This is a genomic window from Megasphaera hominis, assembly GCF_014269395.1.
Taxonomy (GTDB): Bacteria; Bacillota; Negativicutes; order Veillonellales; family Megasphaeraceae; genus Megasphaera; species Megasphaera hominis.
In genome coordinates this window covers 1-22763 of record NZ_JACOGK010000012.1, presented here as the reverse complement: position 1 = coordinate 22763, position 22763 = coordinate 1, and the positions used below count along the sequence as shown (strand labels likewise).

Genomic DNA, 22763 nt, shown 5'->3' with positions numbered 1-22763 from the left:
GGCGGCATGCTTTCTCTGCATGCTGCCAGGGTCTTCGTACATTTTTACTCTTTTATAAACCAATCTTGCATAGCTTTTCTGTGGTCTTGAGGAATCTTAGTCATGGTCTGGCCATGGAGCCAGGCCAGTGTTTTTTCGTTAAGGTATTGCCGCATGCGGTCTTCTGCTTCGTTCATGACCGTGTGTATGAGGCATGGGCATTTCGTGTACGCGTCAGGCAGATTGTCCTGATCGAGGAGCAACTCCCGTTGCCGTATTTCGTCGCATTGGAAGAGGGGCGTTTTGCCCTCGATGGCTTCGACGACGTGCCAAAACGTGATGTCCTGCGGTGCTAAGGCCAGCTCGTAGCCACCGTTTACACCAGGCGCAGCCTTGACAATGCCGGCTTTGCGCAGTTTTGTAAAAAATTTTGCCAAATACGTTTCTGATACACCCTGATAGTGTGCCAGCTCGCGCACACCGACAGAATACCCTTCCGGCAGGTCTACCATGTAGAGCAGACAGTGCAGTGCATATTCCAGGCCTACTGAAAATTTCATAGGGGCAGTCCCTCCTTATCTCTTTTATGATAAGGTATAAGTATGGTTATGGTCAACCTATTTTTTAATAATTACAGATATAAATTATCTGTATTCCGAATTGTCATTTGACGAAGTAAAGACTTTCCTGTATGATAATCACAGACAAAAAATATCCGTAATTAGGAGGGCCTTATCTATATGGCAATTTTAAATGATAAATTTCGCGCTGTTCTTGCTCATGAAGGTGTAGTGACTGTTCTCTCCTGGGGCGCTACGGCAGAACCACATTTGGTCAATACGTGGAATTCGTACCTCGAAATCGTCGACGGCGACCGCATCCTCATACCGGCCTTTGGCTACAGACAGACGGAAAAGAATGTAGCTGTCAATCCGAAGGTACAGCTTTCTGTAGGTTCAAAAGAGGTGGAAGGCTACAATGGCTACGAGGGTACAGGTTTTATCGTCGAAGGTACAGCCCGTTTCCTCAGCGAAGGGCCGGAGTTTGACCTCATGAAGAAGAAACTTGATTTTCCGAACCGCGTTATGGAAATCACCGTGACCAAGGCTACCCAAAAAATATAAGCTACGGCAAGCAGATGGACGCCGGCCTGCAAAACAGACTGGCGCCTTTTTTTACCTATTTTGCCGGGCCTGCAAAAAAGAGAAATGACTTATAATACAGGACAAAAATAAGTCGAAATTGTAACAATCCCGACATATTTGGCGATATGGCTTGTGGTATAATGGAAAAGATATTTTCCTTGTACCTTGCCAGTGTACAAGAGAAAGGAAACCCATTAGATGATCAATTGGAATTTGAAACGCAAAGCAGCAGTCTTAGTTTTCAGCCTCATGGCGATTTTACCAGCTACCCAGGCCATTACACCGGAAGAATTAGTGTATGACCAGGTGAGCAAGTACGTTAGTGCCCAACAGGCTGCGGATATTTCCCGGAATATTTGTGATGCTGCGGCAACGTATCACGTAGACCCGGTCTTTGCGACGGCTGTCTTTACGACAGAAAGCCATTTTGACAATACGGCAGTTTCCGGCGTTGGCGCTATCGGCATTGCGCAGCTCATGCCCGATACGGCAGCGTATCTCAACGTCAATCCCTATAATGTACGAGAAAACATCTTTGGCGGCGTAAAATACCTGGGCCAGATGATGGATCGTTACAAGACCTGGGATAAGCCCTTTATGTATGCAGCGGCTGCGTATAATGCCGGTCCCGGAGCTGTAGACCGCGCCGGTGGCGTGCCTCATTATGCAGAAACCATGAACTACGTCCAGACTGTAGAAAATACACGCCAGGATATTTGGCGTATTGCCGGTATGCAGGCTAATACAGGCCGCATGGACGAAAGCCCTGTAGCGACGACTAAGGTTAATGCTCCTGTTTTCCCGGCCCTTAAAGAATGGCACGAAAACCAGACTGCCAGTGCAGTGAGCCCTAGTGGCGCGACGGCAATGGCCCAGGAAAAAATCGGCACGGCCAGCCACACGGAACACGTCCTACAGCGTTCGGGAAAGACCAAAAACAACGACAACACGCATTTGACAAGCTTTGCCAAATAAGAAAAGTCCTTGCCGGCTCGCAAGAGACCGGGACTTGCAAAAAGACCTGATGCAGGAATCAGGTCTTTTTGTCGTACAAGGGGGAAGGAAATTTTCTCAGAGAAGAAAAAAATCCGCTGGAAGTGCCGGGCCGGTCTGTCACATTGTCCCATAACATGATAAAATATACTAAGACAAACTGATGGAACTTGAATGGAGGCTATGACGATGAAAGAACGTTTAGATGAAATGCTTGTTGGCAAGAAAATGGAACCGCGCTATTTGGAATATAATTGGCGCGATATTATTCTGTATGCTTTGGCTGTTGGCGCGCACAGGGAAGATATTTCTTATACGTATGAAAAATTCCTGAAGGCCATTCCTACGTACGGTACTGTTCCGTATTGGGGCACTGTCAATGTACGGCCGTACCAGTGGATGCCCTTGCCTGCGTCTATGCTGGCTAATGACATTATTAAGCCGACCATCTCTTTCCTCAATATGGATCACGAAATCATTATGCACCGGCCCATTGACCCGATCAAAGGGACCTTCCAGTGGCAGGATGAAATTACGGATGTATACGATCGCGGTGAAGGCAAAGGCGCTGTCGTCAAGACGAAGATTGTCGTCCGTGACGAAGCGGGCCGCGATGTGTGCACGAACTATTCGACGACGTTCTTCCACGAAGCCGGCGGCTTTGGCGGCGTACCGATGCCCAAAAGCTCCGTCGTTATTCCCGACCGCGAACCGGACGTAACCGTCGATGATTACATCAGCCCTGTACAGAACCTCTTGTACCGCCTTACAGGTGACACGAACCTGGTTCACGTCGATCCGGAATACACGCAGAAAATGGGTTTTGAAAAACCCTTCATGCAGGGCCTCTGCTCCTTTGGCTTCTCGTGCCGTATGGCCATTAGCGCCCTCATTCCAGGGGAACCGGAACGGATGACCCGCATGGCTGCCCAGATGACGTCGGTTCTTTTCCCCGATACGCCAGTGCAGCTGCAGCTCTGGAAGATGAGCGATCATCAGGCGTACTTCAAATTCGTCAATAAGAATACGGGCAAAGCGGTCCTTAACCGGGGCGTCTTTGAATGGAAATAAGCTACTCGTACCTATGCTGCCTCACACTGCTGTGTGGGGCAGCTTTTTTATGTGTAGCCCGGCCTTACAAGATGGGCGTATGGGGCGCGTAGGTACGCAGGGAATGCTCAATGCCCTGGACAAAGGTGGACATGAGTTTTGTGATTTCCTGTGTACGCAAATGAACCCAGCCAAGTTCCGACATCTGTGTGTTACCGGATAGAGGCAGGGCTGTGATTTCATCGGGAATGATGCCGGGAATAATGTAGCCCGTACCAACATTGAAGCAGTCTGTGTGGGCAAGAATGTTGTTCGTCGTACCGCGGTCGTAGGAGTAGACGACTTTAGTATGATCTTTCAGGACGAAGAGTTCTTCCTGAGCAAGCGTATTCGTCTGGCTGCCCTGGGAGAAGATGAGCATAGGATAGGGGGACAGGTCCTCTAGGGCAATCGTCGCTTGCCGGGCCAGGGGATGGTCCTTACGCAGGAAAACATAGGGCTGTACGCTGGCTAAGGGGTGAAAGACGAGATCCCATTTGTCCAGGATTTGCCGCAAGTAGTGCTCGTTTTCCGGCGTCAGACAAATGACGCTGAGGATACTTTTTTTGAGGTATACGTCTTCCAGTGCTGTTATGGTTTCCGTCTCCTTCAGGGACAGGGAGAACGCTGTGGCATCGATGTGGTTGAGGAACTGAACGAAGAAGTCGACGACAAAGGCATAGTGGTGACAGGAAATCTGAAATTCCAGGGGCTTCTTCTTTTTCGTATAATGATTGTAAATTTCCTCTGTATCGGCCAGCACCTTTTCAGCCAGGTTGAGAAATTCAATTCCTTCACCGGTAAGGGATACGCCTGAGCGGGAACGGTCGAAAATGGTAATGGACAGCTCGGCTTCCAGGTTGCGGATGGCTTCCGACAAGGTAGGCTGGGAAATGTAGAGATTGACGGCAGCTTTATTCATCGAGCGGCAGCGGGCGACTTCTTTGACATAAATAAGTTGTTGTAGTTTCATGATAATTCCTCTTTTGGCTTGAAATATGCAGCTTCGTTGTGTATAATACTCTCATATACATCTTGTCAGACATGATATAAATAAAAGGAGTGGAAATGTATAAGCACATATACACAGTTATAGCTTTTATATATAATTGAAAACTATATTATTTCATAATAAAATTATATATAACACCTGATTTTCAATCGATGAGCGGGCCTAAATGCCGCCAAATAAAGGGATTTTAGCGAGAAACGGCAGGCTCTTGCAGTGCTTTTTGAAGAAAAGGGTATCTTGAAATTAGTTATAGCTATGATATATAATCATGTCATAGAAAAACAAGATTGATTTAAAGAATTGGAGGGTTTGTACAATGGGAATGAAAATGATGACGATGGATGGTAATACAGCCGCGGCCTACGTGTCGTATGTCTTCACCGATGTGGCTGCCATTTACCCCATCACGCCGAGCTCGACCATGGCAGAAAAAATGGATGAATGGGCGACGAAGGGCGTCAAGAATATGTTTGGCCAGGTAGTCAAGGTACAGGAAATGCAGGCCGAAGGCGGTGCTGCCGGTGCCGTGCACGGTTCCCTCGTTTCCGGCGCTTTGACGACGACCTATACAGCATCACAGGGCCTTTTGCTCATGATTCCGAATATGTATAAAATCGCCGGCGAACTCCTGCCGGGTGTCTTCCATGTAGCTGCCCGGGCACTGGCTACGAACGCCATGTCCATCTTTGGCGATCAGCGCGACGTCATGGCCTGTCGCCAAACGGGCTTTGCTCTCCTGTGCGAAGCCAGCGTTCAGGAAGTCATGGACCTTTCGGCTGTCGCTCATTTGTCAGCTATCAAGGGCAGTGTACCGTTCCTCAATTTCTTCGACGGCTTCCGTACGTCTCACGAAATTCAAAAGATCGAAGCCTGGGATTACGACGATCTGGCTAAACTGGTGGATATGGATGCTGTCAAAGCCTTCCGTGACCGCGGTTCGGCACCGGATCATCCGACCCTGAAGGGCTCCCTGGAAAACAGTGACGTCTACTTCCAGCAGCAGGAAGTACAGAACAAGTACTACGAAGCCTTGCCGGATATTGTCGAAGAATACATGCAGAAGGTCTTTGAAATGACGGGCCGTGAATACCATCCCTTCACGTATTACGGCGCACCGGATGCGGAATACATGGTCATTGCCATGGGCTCCCTCTGCGATGCCACGAAGGAAACCGTCGATTACCTGAACGCCCACGGCGAAAAGACGGGCCTCCTTTCGGTACATCTCTATCGTCCCTTCTCGCTCAAGTATTTCTTCAAATACATTCCGGAAACGGTCAAAAAGATTGCTGTTCTGGACCGCACGAAGGAACAGGGCTCCCTGGCTGAACCGCTGTATCTGGATGTTACCCAGGCCTACAGCACGGTTGCCAACAAACCGCTCATCGTCGGCGGCCGTGCCGGCTTAGGCGGTAAGGATACGACACCGACCCATATTCTCAGCGTCTTTGAAAACCTGAAGCAGGAGCAGCCGAAGGATCATTTCACGGTAGCTATCGTCGACGACGTAACGCATACGTCCTTGCCGGTTACGCAGGATATTGATACGACGCCAGAAGGCACGACGGCCTGCAAGTTCTGGGGCCTCGGTAGTGATGGTACAGTCGGTGCCAACAAGTCGGCCATCAAGATTATCGGTAACCATACGGATATGTACGCCCAGGCCTACTTTGCCTATGACTCGAAGAAATCCGGCGGCATTACCGTATCGCACCTGCGCTTTGGCAAGACACCGATTACGGCGTCGTACCTGATCAACAAGGCCAACTTCGTTTCGTGCTCCCAGCAGACGTACGTACAGAAATACGACGTCCTGGCCGGCATCAAAGAAGGCGGCACATTCCTCTTGAATACCATTTGGGATGCAGCGGGCCTCGAAGCCAACTTGCCGGCAGCGATGAAACGGACCTTGGCACAGAAACAGATCAAATTCTATACGATCAATGCCGTTAAGATTGCTCAGGAAATCGGCTTGGGCGGCCGCTTCAACATGATCATGCAGTCAGCCTTCTTTAAGCTTGCCGATATCATTCCTGTAGAAGATGCCGTAAAATACCTGAAAGACGCAGTGGTCACGAACTATGGCAAGAAAGGCCAGAAAGTTGTCGATATGAACAATGCCGCCATTGACGAAGGCATTGCCCAAGTCGTTGCCGTCGACATTCCTGCCGCCTGGGCCAGTGCAGCCGATGCACCGCAGGCCGCACAGGATGTACCCGAATTCATTACGAAACTGCAGCAGCCCATTAACCGTCAGGAAGGGGATTCCCTCCCGGTCAGCGCCTTTGCCGGCCTGGAAGATGGTGCCTTCCCGCAGGGCACAGCAGCCTATGAAAAACGCGGTGTTGCCATTATGGTACCAGAATGGCAGACTGAAAACTGCATTCAGTGCAACCAGTGCGCCATCGTTTGCCCCCATGCCGCAATCCGTCCTGTCCTTGCGACAGATGAAGAATTGCAGCACGCACCGGCCGGCTTTGCCGCCAAAGACGCCGTCGGCGCCAAAGGTCTCCATTTCACTATGTCCGTCAGCGTCCTCGACTGCCTCGGCTGCGGCAGCTGTGCCGAAGTATGCCCGGCTCCGCAGAAAGCCCTGGTCATGAAACCCTTTGGGACACAGGAAGAAAAAGCACCTCTCTGGGAATATGGCCAGAAAGTCGTTGCCGTCAAAGACAATCCGTTCAACAAGTTTACCGTCAAAGGCAGCCAGTTTGAAGAACCGCTTCTGGAATTCTCCGGTGCCTGCGCCGGCTGTGGCGAAACGCCCTATGCCAAACTCGTTACGCAGCTCTTTGGCGACCGCATGATGATTGCCAATGCCACGGGCTGCTCCTGCGTCTGGGCTGACAGCGTACCGTCTACGCCGTACACGACGAACAAGGACGGCCGTGGTCCGGCCTGGGGCAACAGCCTCTTTGAAGATAACGCCGAATATGGCCTGGGCATGTACCTCGGTGTGCACCAGGTACGGGAAAAACTGGCCATGGACGTATGGGAAGCCATTCAGCACGCTGACCTGTCTGAAGCAGACAAGGCTGTCCTGCAGGATTGGTATGACCATCGCGATGATACAGAAGACACACGGGATCGCGCCGATAAGGCAACAGCCGTAGCAGCAGCGGCTAAAGATCATGATGCAGTGTGCCAGCGCATTTACGACCGTCGCGATTACCTCGTCAAACGGAGCCAGTGGCTCTTCGGTGGTGACGGCTGGGCCTATGATATTGGCTACGGCGGTCTCGACCACGTCCTGGCACAGGATGAAGACGTAAACGTCCTGGTCATGGATACGGAAGTGTACTCCAACACAGGCGGCCAGTCCTCTAAGGCTACGCCGACCAGTGCCGTTGCAAAATTTGCCGCCGGCGGCAAACGGACGAAGAAGAAGGATCTGGGCCGCATGGCTATGACCTATGGCTACGTCTACGTTGCCCAGGTAGCCCTCGGCGCCGATATGAACCAGTGCATCAAGGCCATCAAAGAAGCCGAAGCGTATAAGGGACCGTCTTTGGTCATTGCCTATGCACCGTGCATCAACCACGGCATCAAAGCCGGCATGGGCTTTAGCCAGAAGGAAGCAAAGAAGGCCGTAGAAAATGGCTACTGGCACCTCTATCGCTACAACCCGGACGATGAAGCAGCAGGGAAGAACGGCTTTACCCTCGATTCGAAGGATCCGAAGGGCGAACTGCGGGACTTCCTCATGGGCGAAGTACGCTATGCATCCCTGGAAAAGGTCTTCCCAGAAGCAGCGGAAGGCTTCTACGAACAGACGGAAAAAGATATGAAAGACCGCCTGGCATCGTACAAAGCACTGGCTGAACGCAAGTAATTTCTCTAAATAATCACCACACTCCTTAAAAATAAAACACGCGCAAAAGGGCTTGCAGAGTTGGGACTGCAGGCCTTTTTGTGTTGGTGAAGGGCGCCGTATGTGGCACGGAGCAGATTGCTGATACTGTAATGCAGCAACATGTTGGCTGCTTACCTCTCTTTTATCGCCCTGCGGATAGTCATCTTACGCAGGTGATACTTAGGAAAAACCTATTACTTTATTGTGAAAAACTATTATTCTTCTGGTTTATTATATAGTATTATATTTGTAAGCACAATTTTTTTATTGTTTTTTGAAACAGGTAATAGGTTTTTATTGTAAGAGGGGGAGTTTACATATGAGTACTTCAGATTTAACGACTCGCATTTGTCATGCCGGCGGCCATGAGCTGGCTAAGAAGATTCAGTCTTCTGTTTCCGTGCCGAAGGTGATTCCTATTTTTACGTCCAGTGTATTTAGTTTTGATGATGTACCGACGCTGGATAGTGTCTATGACGGAAGTGCTGACGGCTATGTATACAGCCGTATGGCAAATCCGAGCCTGGATGCCGTAGAAGAAGTATTGAGTGCTGCTGAGGGGACCGATGGGGCTATCGTCTTTTCGTCGGGCATGACGGCGATTACCATGGCTATCATGGCGAATGTCAGCTCTGGTGACCATATCATTTCTTCGCCTGTCCTCTACGGTGGTGTGTATGATTATTTCGCTAATGAATTACCGCGCTGGGGTGTAACGGTCGATTTTGTCGACTTCGATAAGGAAGATCTTGAAGCGTATATTAAGCCGAATACGAAGGTCATTTATACGGAAACGATTACCAATCCGTCTATGGACGTGATCGATATTGCCAAAACGGCAGAAATTGCTCATAAGCATGGATGCAAGATGATCATCGACAATACCTTTGCTACGCCGGTGGTTTGCAAACCGTGCGAGCTCGGTGCTGATATTGTCGTCTATAGTGCGACGAAGTTCCTCGGTGGCCACAGTGATATTACAGCCGGTGTCATTGCATCGGATGCAGAAAATATCAAGGCCATGCAGCGTTATGCAACCTTGTATGGCGGCCTCCTTAGTCCCTTTGATTCGTTCCTCTTGACGCGGAGCCTGCGGACGCTGGAATTGCGCGTTCGCCAGCACAGCGAAAATGCCCAAAAGGTAGCTGAATATCTGGAAAATCATCCGAAGATTGAAAAGGTGTACTATGCAGGCTTGGCCAGTGCACCGCATCATGACCTGGCTGTCAAACAGTTCACTGATGGCATGTGCGGCGGTATGCTCAGTGCCGATATCAAAGGCGGCGCAGCCGCAGCGGAAGCTTTCATTGCTGCGTGCCAGTACATTAAATTCGTCCCCAGCCTGGCCAGCTTCGAAACGACCTTGTCCTATCCGGTCAAGACAAGCCATCGTGCCTATCCGCCGGAAGCCCTCAAGAAAGAAGGCATCTCGGCCGGCATGATCCGCTTCTCCATTGGCCTGGAAAAAGCCGATGACATCATTGCTGATTTGGAACAGGCTTTAGCTAAAATCTAAGCCCGGGAACTCGTTCTCTTAGTACTACAATCGTTGAAAAATCCCTTTCTTTGCACGCGTACTCCTGTCCGCGAAGCAGAGAAGGGGATTTTTGTATTATGCGAATCTTGCATAGGAAAGCTATTTTCTTTACAGAATCTTGACACAAACTTTACATTTCTATATGATACGTGTAGAAAACGTATATTATATGATAATAAAAATTACTTATACTTAATGAAAGAGAGGTCATTCTATGGATCAAAATCAAGAAGCAGCCTTGCAAGCGAAATTTAATCGATTCAAGTATGAATCGCTTTTGGGTGTCTTTATCGGTTATGCAGCGTACTACATCGTTCGCAATAACTTCATCTTTTCTACGCCTTACTTAAAGCAGGAACTTAATTTGAGCGCTACGGAAATCGGCCTGCTTACGAGCTGCATGCTTATTACGTACGGGTTGTCCAAGGGCTTCATGAGTATGCTGGCTGATAAGGCCAATCCCCGCTACTTCATGGCTACGGGCCTTTTCTTATGCGTCCTCGTCAATATTGCCATGGGTTTCAGTACGAGTTTTTATCTCTTTACAGGACTTGTCGTGCTCCTGGGCTTGTGCCAAGGCATGGGCGTCGGACCGTCTATCATTACGGTTGGCCATTGGTTTCCCCGTTCTCAGCGCGCCCGGGCTAGCACCATTTGGAACGTATCTCACAATCTCGGTGGCGGCCTCGTTTCACCGCTCGTTGGCGGAGCTATGGCCTATGTCGGCACAGAACATTGGCGTACAGCCGCGTATCTTGTGCCGGCTGGTGTGGCGGTTATTGTCATTTTCTTCGTCCTGTATCTGGTCAAACGTCGCCCTGTTGAAGAAGGGCTGCCGCCAGTAGAAGAGATGTATCACGAAGAATCGGTCACGACAAAGGTGCTGGAACACACGGCAGAAGCGCCGAAGGATATGTCGCCATTCAAGATTTTCTGGGAATACGTTTTCAAGAACAAAAACTCGTGGTATCTCGTCTTTGTTGATATTTTTACATACATGGTCCGGTTTGGCATGATTACGTGGATTCCCTTGTACCTCTTGACGGAAAAGGGGCTAACTCGTGGGGAAATGGGATTTTCCTTCATGCTCTTTGAATGGGCAGCTATTCCTTCGACGATCCTGGCTGGCATTATCGTCGACAAGTACTTCAAAGGCCGTGTCATGCTCCTGCCTATGTCGTGTCTCGTCGTCGTCCTCTTGTGCGTCTTTGGTTACATGACATCTAATTCCGTTGTAGCCATTACGCTGTTTGCGACCATTACAGGCTGCCTTATTTATATCCCTCAGTCTATGGTTGCCGTACAGGCTATGGAAGTCATTCCCAGTTTCGCCCTCGGTTCGGCCGTTGGCCTGCGCGATCTCATGAGCTACCTCGTAGGCAGCTCTTTAGGAACGACGCTTTTTGGCTTTGTCGTCGACCATTGGGGCTGGAACTCTGGCTTCTATACAATCATGGCAGGTGTCGTTATTTGTTTCCTGTCGTGCTATCTGTCGTATCGTGGCGCTAAAGAAATTTACGGCAAGTAAAGAAAGCATTCCTATAATATACGTAGTATAAAAATAAAAAGGAAGGAAATTCCCTGTATCCAAAAAAACGTGCCATTGCGATGGAAACGAAATAGGGAATTTCCTTTTTCTTTTCATATTTGTCTAATGGTAGTACAATAGGAAGCGACACGCGTAGCCCGCGTGGGAAGTAAGGGGGAATCATTATGCATACAACAGTAGTAAAAGAAGTAGAAGCCTATGTAAGAGAGCATAGGGAAGAAATCCTCGCTAAATACGAGGAACTCGTCAATTTGAAGGACTTTTGGCGTGATGCCAGAGCCGTAGATGACGTTGGGGAATGGTTGAAAAAGGAATTCACTAACGCTGGCTTTGATTGCAGCCTCGTGAGCTTTACGCCGGAAGCAGGCAATGCCCTCGTCGGCACCTTAGGGGCTGACCGTCCCGGTAAGCCTATCTTATTCAGCGGCCACATGGATACGGCCTTAGCTTCGGAACTCTACGCAGAACAGCCGTTCCGTATCGAAGCAGGTAAAGCCTATGGTCCTGGCGTCGTCGATATGAAGGGCGGCCTGATTATTGCTTTATACGTAGCGAAAGCATTGAATGCCGTAGGTTATGACGAACGGCCCTTGAAAATTCTCTTCGTACCGGATGAAGAAGGGTCCCACCAATTTACAAACGTTGCCGACTACTTGACGGAAGAAGCGGCAGGCTGTTTCTTTGCCTTCAACATGGAAACAGGTCTTATGGACAACTCCCTTACAGTCGGCCGTAAAGGCGGTATAGGCATTGATGTGGAAGTGACGGGCAAAGCGGCCCACGCTGGCCAGGCCTTTTTTGAAGGTGTCAATGCTATTGAAGAAATGGCCCATAAAATCGTAGCCTTTCAGGCTTTGACGGATGCCGAAAAAGGCACTACCGTCAATACAGGCGTCATCAAAGGCGGTACAGTGCCCAACGCCGTACCTGGTGTCTGCACATGTGAACTCGACGTCCGCTTTACGACGCTGGATGAACTGGAACGCGTACGTCAGGCTATTGAAGTCATTTGCGCCACAAGTCACGTCACAGGCGCCACGTGCTCGTATAGAGAACAACACCTGTTCCCGCCCTTTGTAACCGGCGAAAAGGAAATGAAGCTCTTTCATTTTTTGGAAAAAACGGCAGAAACCTATGGCTATGCCCGGACGCAGCCTGCCCAAGTAGGTGGCTGCTCCGATGCGGCATTTATCCAAAAGGCAGGCATTCCCGTCCTTTGCTCGTGTGGTATCCGAGGTGACCGGCATCACACGACAGATGAATTCGCCGTCGTAGACTCCCTGTTTGAACGAATCCATTGGCTCACAGCAGCAGTCATCGATGCAGACGAAATGGCAGAATAATACGGCCGATAGGATTAAAGGAAAAAAAGCCCTTGACGTGAACCTAAAAGGCAGAACATCTTGGATTAAGAACGAGTATACTATATAATGGAATCTGAAAAATACACATTTTCGGTGACTGCTCGTAAATTGTGCAACGGAGGAAACTCATGCTTGCTTACCTTTGCGGCCCGGGAATGTGTATTTTTATTTAAATGAATTATTAAGAAGTAATCCAAATTGTTTATAGTAACATAAAAGATTATAATATAAGAAAATAAATATTTAGCTTTTATCTGGCAAAGGAGGTTGACCGTTATGATTACCAAGGCATTTGAACGGAAATTGGAAACATTAGGTGCATTTGAAATCAGTAATAATATGCTTACACTGGCACAGGGAAATGAGAAGCATAAGACCTTTCTCAATGCCGGCCGGGGTAATCCGAACTGGATCAACTCCTTAGGCCGTCTGGCTTTTAACAAGTGGGTAGAATTCGGTGTGAGTGAGTCGGAACGGAGTATGCTTGAAGGAGATTTAGCCGGTTATATTGATGGCGAAGGCATTGTCGAACGTTTCGCAGACTTCTTTTCCGGCAATGACAAGGTTAGTACGTTTATCAAAAAGTCCGTTGATTACATGGTTGATACGTTGCAGCTAGACCGGCAGGCAGTTATTCTCGAGTTTGCTAACGGTGCTGTAGGCAACAATTATCCTGTTCCCAGCCGTTGCCTGGTCAACCTGGAAAAGGTCCTCAATGCATATTTGGAACGGGCTTTATATCCGGGAACGGGTTTGGCCCAGCATACGCGCCTCTTCCCTGTCGAAGGCGGCACCGCAGCTATTGTCTATATCTTTGATTCATTGAAGCATAATGGACTTCTTAAAGAAGGGGACAAGATTGCCATCAATATGCCTATTTTTACGCCGTATATTCAGATCCCTCGCCTCACAAATTTTGAATTGGCTGAGATTAATGTTACGTCAACAGAAGACGATTTGTGGGAAATTCCGGTGGGAGAAATGGAAAAGCTTCTGGATCCATCCATTAAGGCATTCTTCCTCGTCAATCCGTCTAATCCGGGCTCCCATGCGTTTGGGAGGGAATCGCTGACACGTTTTAAAACCATCATGGACCAGCGCAAGGATATGATCGTTATTACAGATGACGTGTATGGTACCTTTGTCAATGGCTTCACGTCCGTCTATGGCATAGCTCCGTACAATACATTGCTTGTATATTCCTTCTCTAAGCTCTTTGGCTGCACGGGCTGGCGTCTCGGCGTCATTGGTATTCACGATGACAACGTATTCAATCATATCTTGGATACGTTGCCTGAAGATACAAAGAAGATCCTCGACTCGGATTATTCTATCGTCACGATGGAGTCGCGGCAGTTACACATGATTGATCGCATTTGTGCCGACAGCCGTTCTATTGGCCTCTATCACACGAGCGGCCTTTCGACACCGCAGCAGATCCAAATGGGCCTTTTTGCTTTAACGCATCTGCTGGCACCAGATCCGGACCCGTACTTCACAGCGGCAGACAACCTCGTAGCCAGACGCTATCATACGCTTTACAACGCGTTAGGTATTCCTGAAGACGATAGCATAACGAATGCCAAGTATTACACAATCCTCGACATGTACCACATTGCCGAAGTCAAATACGACAAAGCTTTCCGGGAATACCTGGAAAAGAATTACGAACAAATTGATTTTCTCCTGCGTTTGTCTAAAGAGGAAGGCGTCGTTCTCATGGAAGGATTAAGCTTCGATGCACCGTCAGGTACGATGCGTGTCTCTCAAGCTAATCTCCCGGAAGCAGCCTATGCCAAGATTGGCCACCGTATTTTACAGCTTTTGGAAGAATATCATGATGAATACGTAAAACAGGGCTAAGAAAGGGGAGCGATCTATCATGACCTTGACATTTTGGTCCCAAGAAGCACTGGAATTTACCCGGCACGCTGTTGCTGTTGCCCCAGGTGATGTAGGACATTATCTTTTGGCCAATGCTGCCATTGCCATTTTTCTCTGCCTGGCCGTCGGCTACTGGGTAGGGAAAATCAAAATCGGTTCCTTTAGGGTAGGTGCTACTGTAGGCACCCTCCTGGCGGGGCTGCTCCTCAGCCTGGCCTTGGCATCTGTCGGCCGCTTTGAAATTTCCGGACTTGTGAAGACTATTTTCTTCAGCCTCTTTATCTTTGCTATTTGCTATGAAGTAGGACCGTCGTTCTTCCATAGTCTGAAAAGCTCAGGCGTGAAGATCATTATCTTTTCTGTTTTTTTTGCCGCCGTCGCCTTTGCTACAGCATACGTCGTCTTCACTACAATGCACATTGGTGCCGGTGAGGGCGCAGGCATTATTGCCGGGGCGTTGACCCAGTCGGCGGTCCTTGGTACCGCCGATTCTTCCTTAAAAGAAGTGCTGACCGGGGCGCAGCTGGCTCAGGCCCAAAGTAATATGGCTGTAGCCTATGCACTGACGTATGTTTTTGGTACAGCCGGTGTAATTATCTTTATCCGTAACATTGCTCCGGCTCTGTGCGGTGTCAATCTGAAAGAGGCAACGAAGAAAAAGATCGAAGCCATTCATTATAAGGAAGCCAGTGCTGCCGGCCAGACGGTGAGCCTGATTAAGGCACGGGCATTCGTTGTAGATGACAAGACGAATTTCGTCGGTAAGACAATTGATGAATTAGAAGCTTATCACAAGAATACACTTACAGTAGAAAAATTGATCCGTAATGACAAGGAACTGCAGCCTTTTGGCGACGTTCTCTTGGAAAAAGGGGATCGCGTGACCTTCATGGGTTCCCTGGCCTCTATGGTAGATGTAGAAAAATCAGGAGCTCAGGAAATTGTTGATGCAGATAGTTTATCTTTGCCTTTAGTAAAGAAAACTATCTTCCTGACAAAGGGTTTTTCTCAGGACACGCTGGACCACCTTGCAGCCTTGGGTATTTACGTTGTCAGTACGAGCCGCAACGGTTCGCCTATCCCGGACGGAGCAGCCTATGCCGTAGGCGACGAGCTAGAACTGGCAGGGCCGCCAAAGATGATCAGCCAGGTTCAGAAGAAACTTGGCTATGCAAAGGATACAGGCGACGATACAGATGTAAGTTTTCTCTCATGGGGGATCGTTGCAGGCCTTCTCATCGGTGCTATCTCTATTAATATTGCCAAGGTCCCTATTACCCTTGGTTCCGGCGGTGGCGCCCTCTTTGCAGGCCTTTTCTTTGGCTGGTATCAAAGTAAGCACCAAAACACGGGTCTGATTCCGTCGGCAACACGCTGGTTCCTCAAAAGCGTGGGCCTCAATCTCTTTATTGCCATCGTTGGCCTCAGTGCCGGAGCCGACTTCCTTTCGGCTCTGCAGTCGATGGGCGTCTCTGTTCTCCTCATTGGTGCCGTTATTTCCATTGTGCCGCACTTTATCAGTGTATTCTTTGGAAAATACGTCCTGCACATGGATCCTGTTGATATTTTTGGCTCCCTTACCGGTGCCGGAACGATTACAGCCGGCCTGAATGGTCTCGTAGAAGAAACCAATTCCAGTGTTTTTGCCCTGAGCTATACTCCGGCTTACGCGGCAGGCAATATTCTCCTTACGGTTATGGGGCCGCTCATTGTAGCACTATTGGCATAAATTAGGTAATGCTGGACAATTAATAGATGATACTATAAAAAGGATTCCCGACTCTCAGTAAATGTGTCAGGAATCCTTTTTTATAGAAATAGAAATATGAGACCAAGCATAGCGTATAATTTGTTCAAATTTTTGTTATCTTTCTTTATCTTTTCTTTAGGAGACCTTACATTTCCAGTAAAAACCGACTGCTATACTAGGAGGCAACAACTTGGAAGGAAGGTATCCCTCATGCAAGCTTTGGAGTATTTGAAACGGCATCCCTATGTGTTGCTCACAGTATGCGCTTTGACGTTGTTCCTGGTGGCCAATAATTTTCTGGCCATTACCGATTCGGCTGAGTCGAATTATGCCTTGACGGCAAAAGAAATGGTTTTGTCGGGAAATTGGATTTCACCGCAGATTTATGGTCATTATTGGTATGATAAGCCTATTTTTTATTACTGGGAATTGGCAGCGTCTTTTGCGGTCTTTGGCTTTAACGAGTTTGCTGCCCGTTTGCCGGCGGCTCTCACAGGGACGGTAACAGTACTCTTTACGTATTGGTTTACAGCTCGCGTCTATGACAGGAAAATCGCCATGGCGGCAGCCGTCATTTACATGACCAGTGTCGAAGGCTGGGTTATGTCTAAGGCCGTCATTACAGATGCGACGCTGTTTCTCTTTCAAAGTGCAGTTGTAGCCTTCTTTTACTTGGGATATACGGAAAACCGGCGCTGGTACTGGCTCTGCTATGTCTTTGCTGCTTTGGCGGTACTTACGAAGGGGCCTGTCGGTCTTGCCTTGCCGGGATTGGCGGCTCTCATCTTCCTGGCACTGAAGCGGGACTGGAAAGAGCTGGTTCATGTCCATCTCCTGGGCGGTATGGCCTTGTTCCTTGTTCTCGCCGGTTCCTGGTATGTGGCTATGTATGAGCTGCACGGTAATGACTTCCTGCTCAATTTCTTTGGTGTTCATAATTTCCTCCGCGCCACAGTACCGGAACATCCGGCACAGGATGTATGGTATTTCTACATTGCCATGTTCTTTGCCGGTTTTGCACCGTGGAGCTTTACGTGGCCTTACGCTCTGTGGAAGTACAAGAAGAGCCATACGTGGCCTGTAACACGGCAGGATACGTGCGCTGTTCTCCTCACTATATATGCGGCAGTGGTCTTTGTCTTTTTCAATATTGTAGCGACGAAATATACGACCTATACCTATCCCATGGTCTTTTCCCTGTCCATCCTGACAGCCCGCATGTTCCGCGACTGGCACATGGGGTGGAGAAAAATCGCCTGGGCCACGGGTATGGCCTATATGGTCATTGCTGTCGTAGTAGCACCGCCGTTGATGCTGCAGCATTCAGGCAAGGAAATCGGCTTGGAGCTAAAGCAGATGGACACGGACAATGCCGTCATTTGTTATTACAAAGATTATAGTACAGGTGCCGTCTTTTACAGTGGCAAGACAATCTACCGGGGTGAACCAGCCGGAAAAATTGCCGGCATGGAACCGGGAAAGATCAGCTGGAATGCTAAAAACGTCATGCCTTTTATGGCCATTGAAGACGTACTGCCTCAAAAAAATAATATCGTCATTATCAATGAAAAACGGAACAATGAAGCGGTAACGAATTACTACGCAGCCCATACACTGTACCTGAATAAGCTTTCCCTGCCAGGGAACATCGACATCTTCTCCGTCGTAGCACGAAATGATGACGGCAGTGAGCATATGTAGGTTTGATTTTCTAAAAGCTCATCTTCAGTCTTAAGGCTGAGATGGGCTTTTAGCATGGGAACGGGTGTGTGGTACCGTTATTTTTGGCATTGAGCGTGTCTGTAGTATAATGTGGGTAAACATAAGAAATATATTATAGGTAGGATGTGAAACTATGGAGCTTAATGCAGCGCAGCGTGACGTCGTATACGATGTGACGGAGCCTATACTGTTGTGGGCACCAGCCGGGACGGGCAAAACGAGTGTCCTGGCGCAGCGGGTGGCCCATATTTTAGCGGCCGGCCTGGCAACCGGACCGGAGATCTTGTGCCTGACCTTTACGAACCGTGCTTGTAAGGAGCTGAAAACGCGGATTTTTTCAGAGGCTAAAGACAATGGCTTGTCTGTGGAGGTGCGTACGATTCACAGCTTTTGTTACAACCTGGTGCGGGAAGAAGCCAAGGCGAGTGAAAGCATGTACAGTGATTTCCTCATCTTAGATGACGAAGACTGCCAGCAGATCGTGAAGGATCTGGCCCGGGACATGGGAGCGCCTTTGCGCGTGCGGGCCTTACAGTCTTATTTGGAAAACGAGAAGAAGCACCGTATATTGCCTGACCTGGTTTTGCCCAAAGCGTCTGACGAGGCGGTGCAAAGCTGGCTGGAGGCACACGGTAAAGCCTTCGCTCAGGCATATGAACAGCGCCTGGCAGCTAATCACGGTGCCGATTATTCGGACCTCATTACGATTGCTTACGAGCTCTTACAGGATGAAGCCTGTTGCCAGCGCTGGCGCGAGCGGTATAAATATATAGCAGTCGACGAGGTACAGGATACGAGTGAAATTGAGTATACTCTTTTAGAGCGCTTGTTTCCCGGCCGGGTAGTGCTGCTCTGCGGCGACTGGTATCAGACGATTTATGAATGGCGCGGTTCGTCGCCTGATTATATTCTCAAGCGGTTCCGGGCCGGGTATAGGCCACGGGAAATCACTTTTACGACGAATTACAGGGCTACACCGCTTTTGCTGCAGGCCAGTGAAGCCTATTTAAAGACCTTCTTTAAGGACGTCGGCCATATTCACAGCGAGGCCGGCCAGACGGATCCGGGTGAACCTATTTATCGTCACGAAGCGCCTACATTTATGGCTGAAGGACGCTGGATTTTTGCTGAAATCGCTAAGCTTCCCAAGGATACGTGGCAGCGCATTTGTATTCTCGTGCGCGCTAATAAGGATGCCAAGATGATCTGGAACTGCGTGCGCGCGCACAATGAAAATGTACCGCCTGCAGGGCGGCTGCCTTTTACGACGGTAGATCAGTTCCAGCTTTTTAAGCGGCAGGAAAGCAAGGATGTCGTTGCCTATTTGCGCCTCTGCCTTAACCGGCACGATAGTCTGAGCGTGCATCGCATTGCCGATCGTTTTGTCCGCGGCGTAGGCGGGCAAGCCCTAAAGACGATAGAAAGTAAGGAATACCGCCAGCTGGGTCTGACGCTGGCTGATTTTGCCGATAGCCAGAGCCTGCGCTATGGTGATCCCTACGGCCTTTTGCAGGAGGCCTTGAAGGCCGGGCGGATTGTCGTCTTTGACGTAGAAAGTACGGGTACCGATACGACGACAGATGATATTATCCAGATTGCAGCTATCCGTCTCAATGGGAGCTGCTCTGTGCAGAAAAAGTTTATGACCTATGTAAAGCCGACAAAAAGTGTAGGCCTTTCCTATTACGTTCATCACATAAGCGACGAACAGCTGCAGCGCGAAGGGAAGGAGCCCGGCGAAGCCATAAAGGAGTTTATGGACTTTGCCAAGGATGCCGTCATCGTCGGCCACAATGTAACGTACGACCTGTCTATTCTTTACAGTGAACGGCAGCGCCTTCATATAGGCGGACCGGCGACGTGGCCTTACTATGACACACTCGATATATATCGCCGCTTTGAGCCCAATTTGGTCAATCACAAGCTCGCTACGATCAGTGAGTTCATTGATACAACGGACCAGCCCAGTCACGATGCCTTCGATGATATCATGGCTACGGCAGCGATTTTGCGCTATGCCCTGGCCAGCTATATTGTGCCTCAAACAGAAGCACGGCGTCAGGCCATGGCGCGGTATGCTCCAGCATTTACGGACTTTGCCGCTTTTATCGAACGTCTCCGCGGCCTGTCCTATACGGCACGGCCTCAGGACCTGGTGGCGACGGTCATGAATGATGGCGGTGTCAAGGCCTATTATGAACAGCATAAGCCTTTCGATAACGCAGCGGCTGAATATCCAATGGATCGTGTAGAAACCATACGCCGTCTCTACCGGATTGCTGCTGAAGGGGATGATGCGGCACAGAACAGCCGTGACGCCTTGACGGAATTTCTCAAGGTTACGTCCCTGTCGAATAGCGAACTCGATACAATGCTCGCAAAAAAAGTACAGATTCCCATCCTGACGATTCATCAGGCTAAAGGCCTGGAGTATGACTATGTCTTCTTAGCGTGTCTTGAAAATGAACATTTCCCTACGTACCAGGCCGTGCGTCGCGGCGACTTGTCGGAAGAAGAACGTCTTTTTTATGTGGCTATGACACGGGCGAAAAAGCGCCTTTATCTGAGCTGGCACACAGGCGAAGGCGACCATGCCCTGGCCGTAAGCCCCTTTGTAAAAGCCATTCCGAATGAGCTTTGCCAGGACGTATGAGTGGTAATAGAAGAACAGCCTTTACGGTATAATGCCGCAGGGGCTGTTTTTCTGTTATAGGGCATTATGCTAAAATAACATAGCGATTTATGACGAAAGAGTAAAATATGTTGTATTTTCCCTTGACGAAAACAAAATGTTTACTCATAATAGAAGGAGAAGACGGAGATATCAGTTGAAACTATGGCTGATGCGGCCCCTTAGAAAGGAAGCGCAGAATCATCTCGACGCAGGGCCAGTCTGCCGGGAAGGGCAGATTTTCTCCGTAACGAACGGCTTGTTTTTATCTTGCAACGGGCATATCAGAGACGGACGAGGATAGGCATACAGGCAGGATAAGGGATACATACGAGAAAGAAATCAGGTGTAAAGTGTGTGACGCTGTTTCGTATATGAAATAATAACAAATCGTTATGGAGGGGAGGGAGTTGTATGTATCGTACTGAAGGTTTGAAATATACATCGCATATTAGCAGTAATCTGCAGGAATGTGAACTCCATACGGTCATCGATCAGGCGACACAGGGCGATATTCATGCTATGGTGCAATTAGGGAAATATTATCTTACCCGTGGTGATCATTACGACGAAAAGAGCGGGAAAAAGTGGCTCCTCGCAGCTAGTGACGCTGGCAATTCGGATGCCATGCTCCTCCTGGGAGAAGATTCGTATATGGATGAAAAGTACCGCCTTGCCCGGCGCTGGTACAAGGCCGCGGCCGACCTTGGGAATAGTGAAGCCATGCGCCGGATGGGTGATCTGTATTTCCAAGGTGAAGGAATCCGGGAAAACATTAAAATTGCCCACATGTGGTATCGCAAATCAGCGCAGGCCGGGAATGGCACGGCAGCCTTCCAGCTGGCTATGAATTACCGTATTGGTGAAGTCGTGCCTTGTAATTACAGCGAATCTCTGACGTATTTTATCCAGGCGGCTCATTTGGGTGTAGACGCAGCGTGCACGGAAATCGGCAATCTCTATAGTCAGGGCGGGCCTGGTTTGGATCAGAACCTGCAACAGGCTATACGCTGGTATAAGCAGGGCGTCAATGCCGGTGATGAATGGGCTATGCTGTTTTTGGGTGAGCTCTATGAATACGGCATGGATCCGCCGCACTACGACGACGCCTTCACGTGGTATAGTGATGCCAGTTCTCACGGCAATGACGATGCCATGATCCATTTGTGTGATCTCTATCGCTATGGCCGGGGACAGCAGCGGAGTCTCAATAAATTCTTGCATTGGGCCGTTAAGGCGGCTACGACGGGGAATGAACGGGGACGCATGTTCCTGTATGACCCGTTCTTTTATTATAATGAACCGGATCTCATGCCCTATCGCCGGCCTGCCGCAGTGGCGAAGCTGAAGGCAAACGGCTCTGCCAGGGATAATTATCTCCTGGCTAAGCTCTGTGCGTCCGATATTAATACGCAAGGGGCGACAGATGAAAAGGATGCCTTTGTTTACATGCGTAAGGCTGCTGAGCAGGGGGAACGGAATGCCCTTTATGAAGCAGGTCTCATGTATGATCTGGGCATTTATACTAATAAAGATGTTACCCAGGCCGTGTCCATGTATCAGCGTGCGTCCGAAGCCGGCCATTTATCGGCTATGGAACGCCTGGCCGTGCATTACCTGAGCGGCAGTGGCGTTGAAAAGAATCCCGAAAGGGGATTGCATTGGATTCGTCAGGCTGCAGCAGGCGGTCATCCTTCGGCCTGTCTTACCTTGGGTTATCTCTATATGGAAGGCTCGTTCGCCGGCATGACTGTGCCTCTGGACGACGTACAATCGTACAAGTGGATGCAGCGCGCCGCTGACCATGGCAATGCGGAAGCGATGTTCCAGCTGAGCTCCATGTATTTCCTAGGTGACGGCGTGCGTCAGAATCGGGAACAGGGCCAGTACTGGATGCAAATATCGGCAGACCTGGGGTATAAGAATGCTATTCAGTTTTTGGCCGTCATGAAAGAAGAAGCGGCTGATTCGCCGGGGAAACATTTAAGCTAACAAAATAAACACTCTTATACTCGTTCATAGCGGTCTGATATGCTCCCTTCTAGGTAGACATGAGAAATAATAAAATCTCACTCTACTTGGAAGGGAGCATTTATTATGCATAGAACTAAGGTTTGTGCAGAAGAAAAACTACATACGGTGCTAGATATTCTTGCAGGAAAAGAATCAGTATCTCATGCTGTAGCACGATTGTCAGTAAACAAATCCTCTGTAC

The 22763-nt window shown here is 49.2% G+C and carries 14 protein-coding genes; 12 read left to right on the top strand and 2 right to left on the bottom strand.

Annotated elements, in window-relative coordinates:
* Nucleotides 1-44: 44 nt before the first annotated feature.
* Nucleotides 45-539 carry an RrF2 family transcriptional regulator gene (locus tag H8J70_RS05345; protein ID WP_186502829.1) on the bottom strand — a complete coding sequence of 165 codons (495 nt, stop codon included), beginning with the start codon at nucleotides 537-539 and terminating at the stop codon, nucleotides 45-47.
* A 180-nt stretch (nucleotides 540-719) separates the two neighbouring features.
* Between H8J70_RS05345 and H8J70_RS05340 the strand changes: the two genes are divergently transcribed.
* From H8J70_RS05340 to H8J70_RS05330, 3 genes are all read left to right on the top strand, one after another.
* Complete coding sequence (locus H8J70_RS05340) at nucleotides 720-1103, top strand: pyridoxamine 5'-phosphate oxidase family protein (RefSeq protein WP_186502828.1); 384 nt, start codon at nucleotides 720-722, stop codon at nucleotides 1101-1103.
* Nucleotides 1104-1322: 219 nt separating this feature from the next.
* The gene (locus H8J70_RS05335; protein ID WP_186502827.1) at nucleotides 1323-2099 is read left to right on the top strand and encodes a lytic transglycosylase domain-containing protein; all 777 of its coding nucleotides are present in this window, start codon (nucleotides 1323-1325) and stop codon (nucleotides 2097-2099) included.
* A gap of 207 nt (nucleotides 2100-2306) precedes the next feature.
* Complete coding sequence (locus H8J70_RS05330) at nucleotides 2307-3188, top strand: MaoC/PaaZ C-terminal domain-containing protein (protein ID WP_186502826.1); 882 nt, start codon at nucleotides 2307-2309, stop codon at nucleotides 3186-3188.
* A gap of 64 nt (nucleotides 3189-3252) precedes the next feature.
* Here H8J70_RS05330 and H8J70_RS05325 read toward each other — a convergent pair whose 3' ends face one another.
* Nucleotides 3253-4179, bottom strand: a complete 927-nt coding sequence (locus tag H8J70_RS05325; RefSeq protein ID WP_186502825.1) for a LysR family transcriptional regulator — start codon at nucleotides 4177-4179, stop codon at nucleotides 3253-3255.
* 355 nt (nucleotides 4180-4534) lie between these two features.
* On the opposite strand from H8J70_RS05325, the gene nifJ reads away from it, so the two are divergent.
* From nifJ to H8J70_RS05280, 9 genes are all read left to right on the top strand, one after another.
* Nucleotides 4535-8050, top strand: coding sequence for a pyruvate:ferredoxin (flavodoxin) oxidoreductase (gene nifJ, locus H8J70_RS05320; protein WP_186502824.1), 3516 nt, complete (start codon nucleotides 4535-4537; stop codon nucleotides 8048-8050).
* A 340-nt stretch (nucleotides 8051-8390) separates the two neighbouring features.
* A complete protein-coding gene (locus H8J70_RS05315) occupies nucleotides 8391-9587 on the top strand; it encodes a trans-sulfuration enzyme family protein (RefSeq protein WP_186502823.1) in 1197 nt (398 codons plus the stop codon).
* Nucleotides 9588-9822: 235 nt separating this feature from the next.
* Nucleotides 9823-11136 (top strand): MFS transporter, encoded by a 1314-nt coding sequence (locus tag H8J70_RS05310; RefSeq protein WP_186502822.1) that lies wholly within the window; start codon nucleotides 9823-9825, stop codon nucleotides 11134-11136.
* Nucleotides 11137-11321: 185 nt separating this feature from the next.
* Nucleotides 11322-12500 carry a M20 family metallopeptidase gene (locus tag H8J70_RS05305; protein ID WP_186502821.1) on the top strand — a complete coding sequence of 393 codons (1179 nt, stop codon included), beginning with the start codon at nucleotides 11322-11324 and terminating at the stop codon, nucleotides 12498-12500.
* A gap of 297 nt (nucleotides 12501-12797) precedes the next feature.
* On the top strand, nucleotides 12798-14384 hold the full coding sequence (locus H8J70_RS05300; RefSeq protein WP_186502820.1) for a bifunctional aspartate transaminase/aspartate 4-decarboxylase: 1587 nt from the start codon (nucleotides 12798-12800) through the stop codon (nucleotides 14382-14384).
* Nucleotides 14385-14403: 19 nt separating this feature from the next.
* Nucleotides 14404-16134, top strand: coding sequence for an aspartate-alanine antiporter (gene aspT / locus H8J70_RS05295; RefSeq protein ID WP_186502819.1), 1731 nt, complete (start codon nucleotides 14404-14406; stop codon nucleotides 16132-16134).
* A 231-nt stretch (nucleotides 16135-16365) separates the two neighbouring features.
* Nucleotides 16366-17856, top strand: coding sequence for an ArnT family glycosyltransferase (locus H8J70_RS05290; protein WP_246415275.1), 1491 nt, complete (start codon nucleotides 16366-16368; stop codon nucleotides 17854-17856).
* Nucleotides 17857-18010: 154 nt separating this feature from the next.
* Nucleotides 18011-20530 (top strand): 3'-5' exonuclease, encoded by a 2520-nt coding sequence (locus H8J70_RS05285; RefSeq protein ID WP_186502818.1) that lies wholly within the window; start codon nucleotides 18011-18013, stop codon nucleotides 20528-20530.
* 432 nt (nucleotides 20531-20962) lie between these two features.
* On the top strand, nucleotides 20963-22540 hold the full coding sequence (locus tag H8J70_RS05280) for a tetratricopeptide repeat protein (protein ID WP_186502817.1): 1578 nt from the start codon (nucleotides 20963-20965) through the stop codon (nucleotides 22538-22540).
* Nucleotides 22541-22763: the final 223 nt, after the last annotated feature.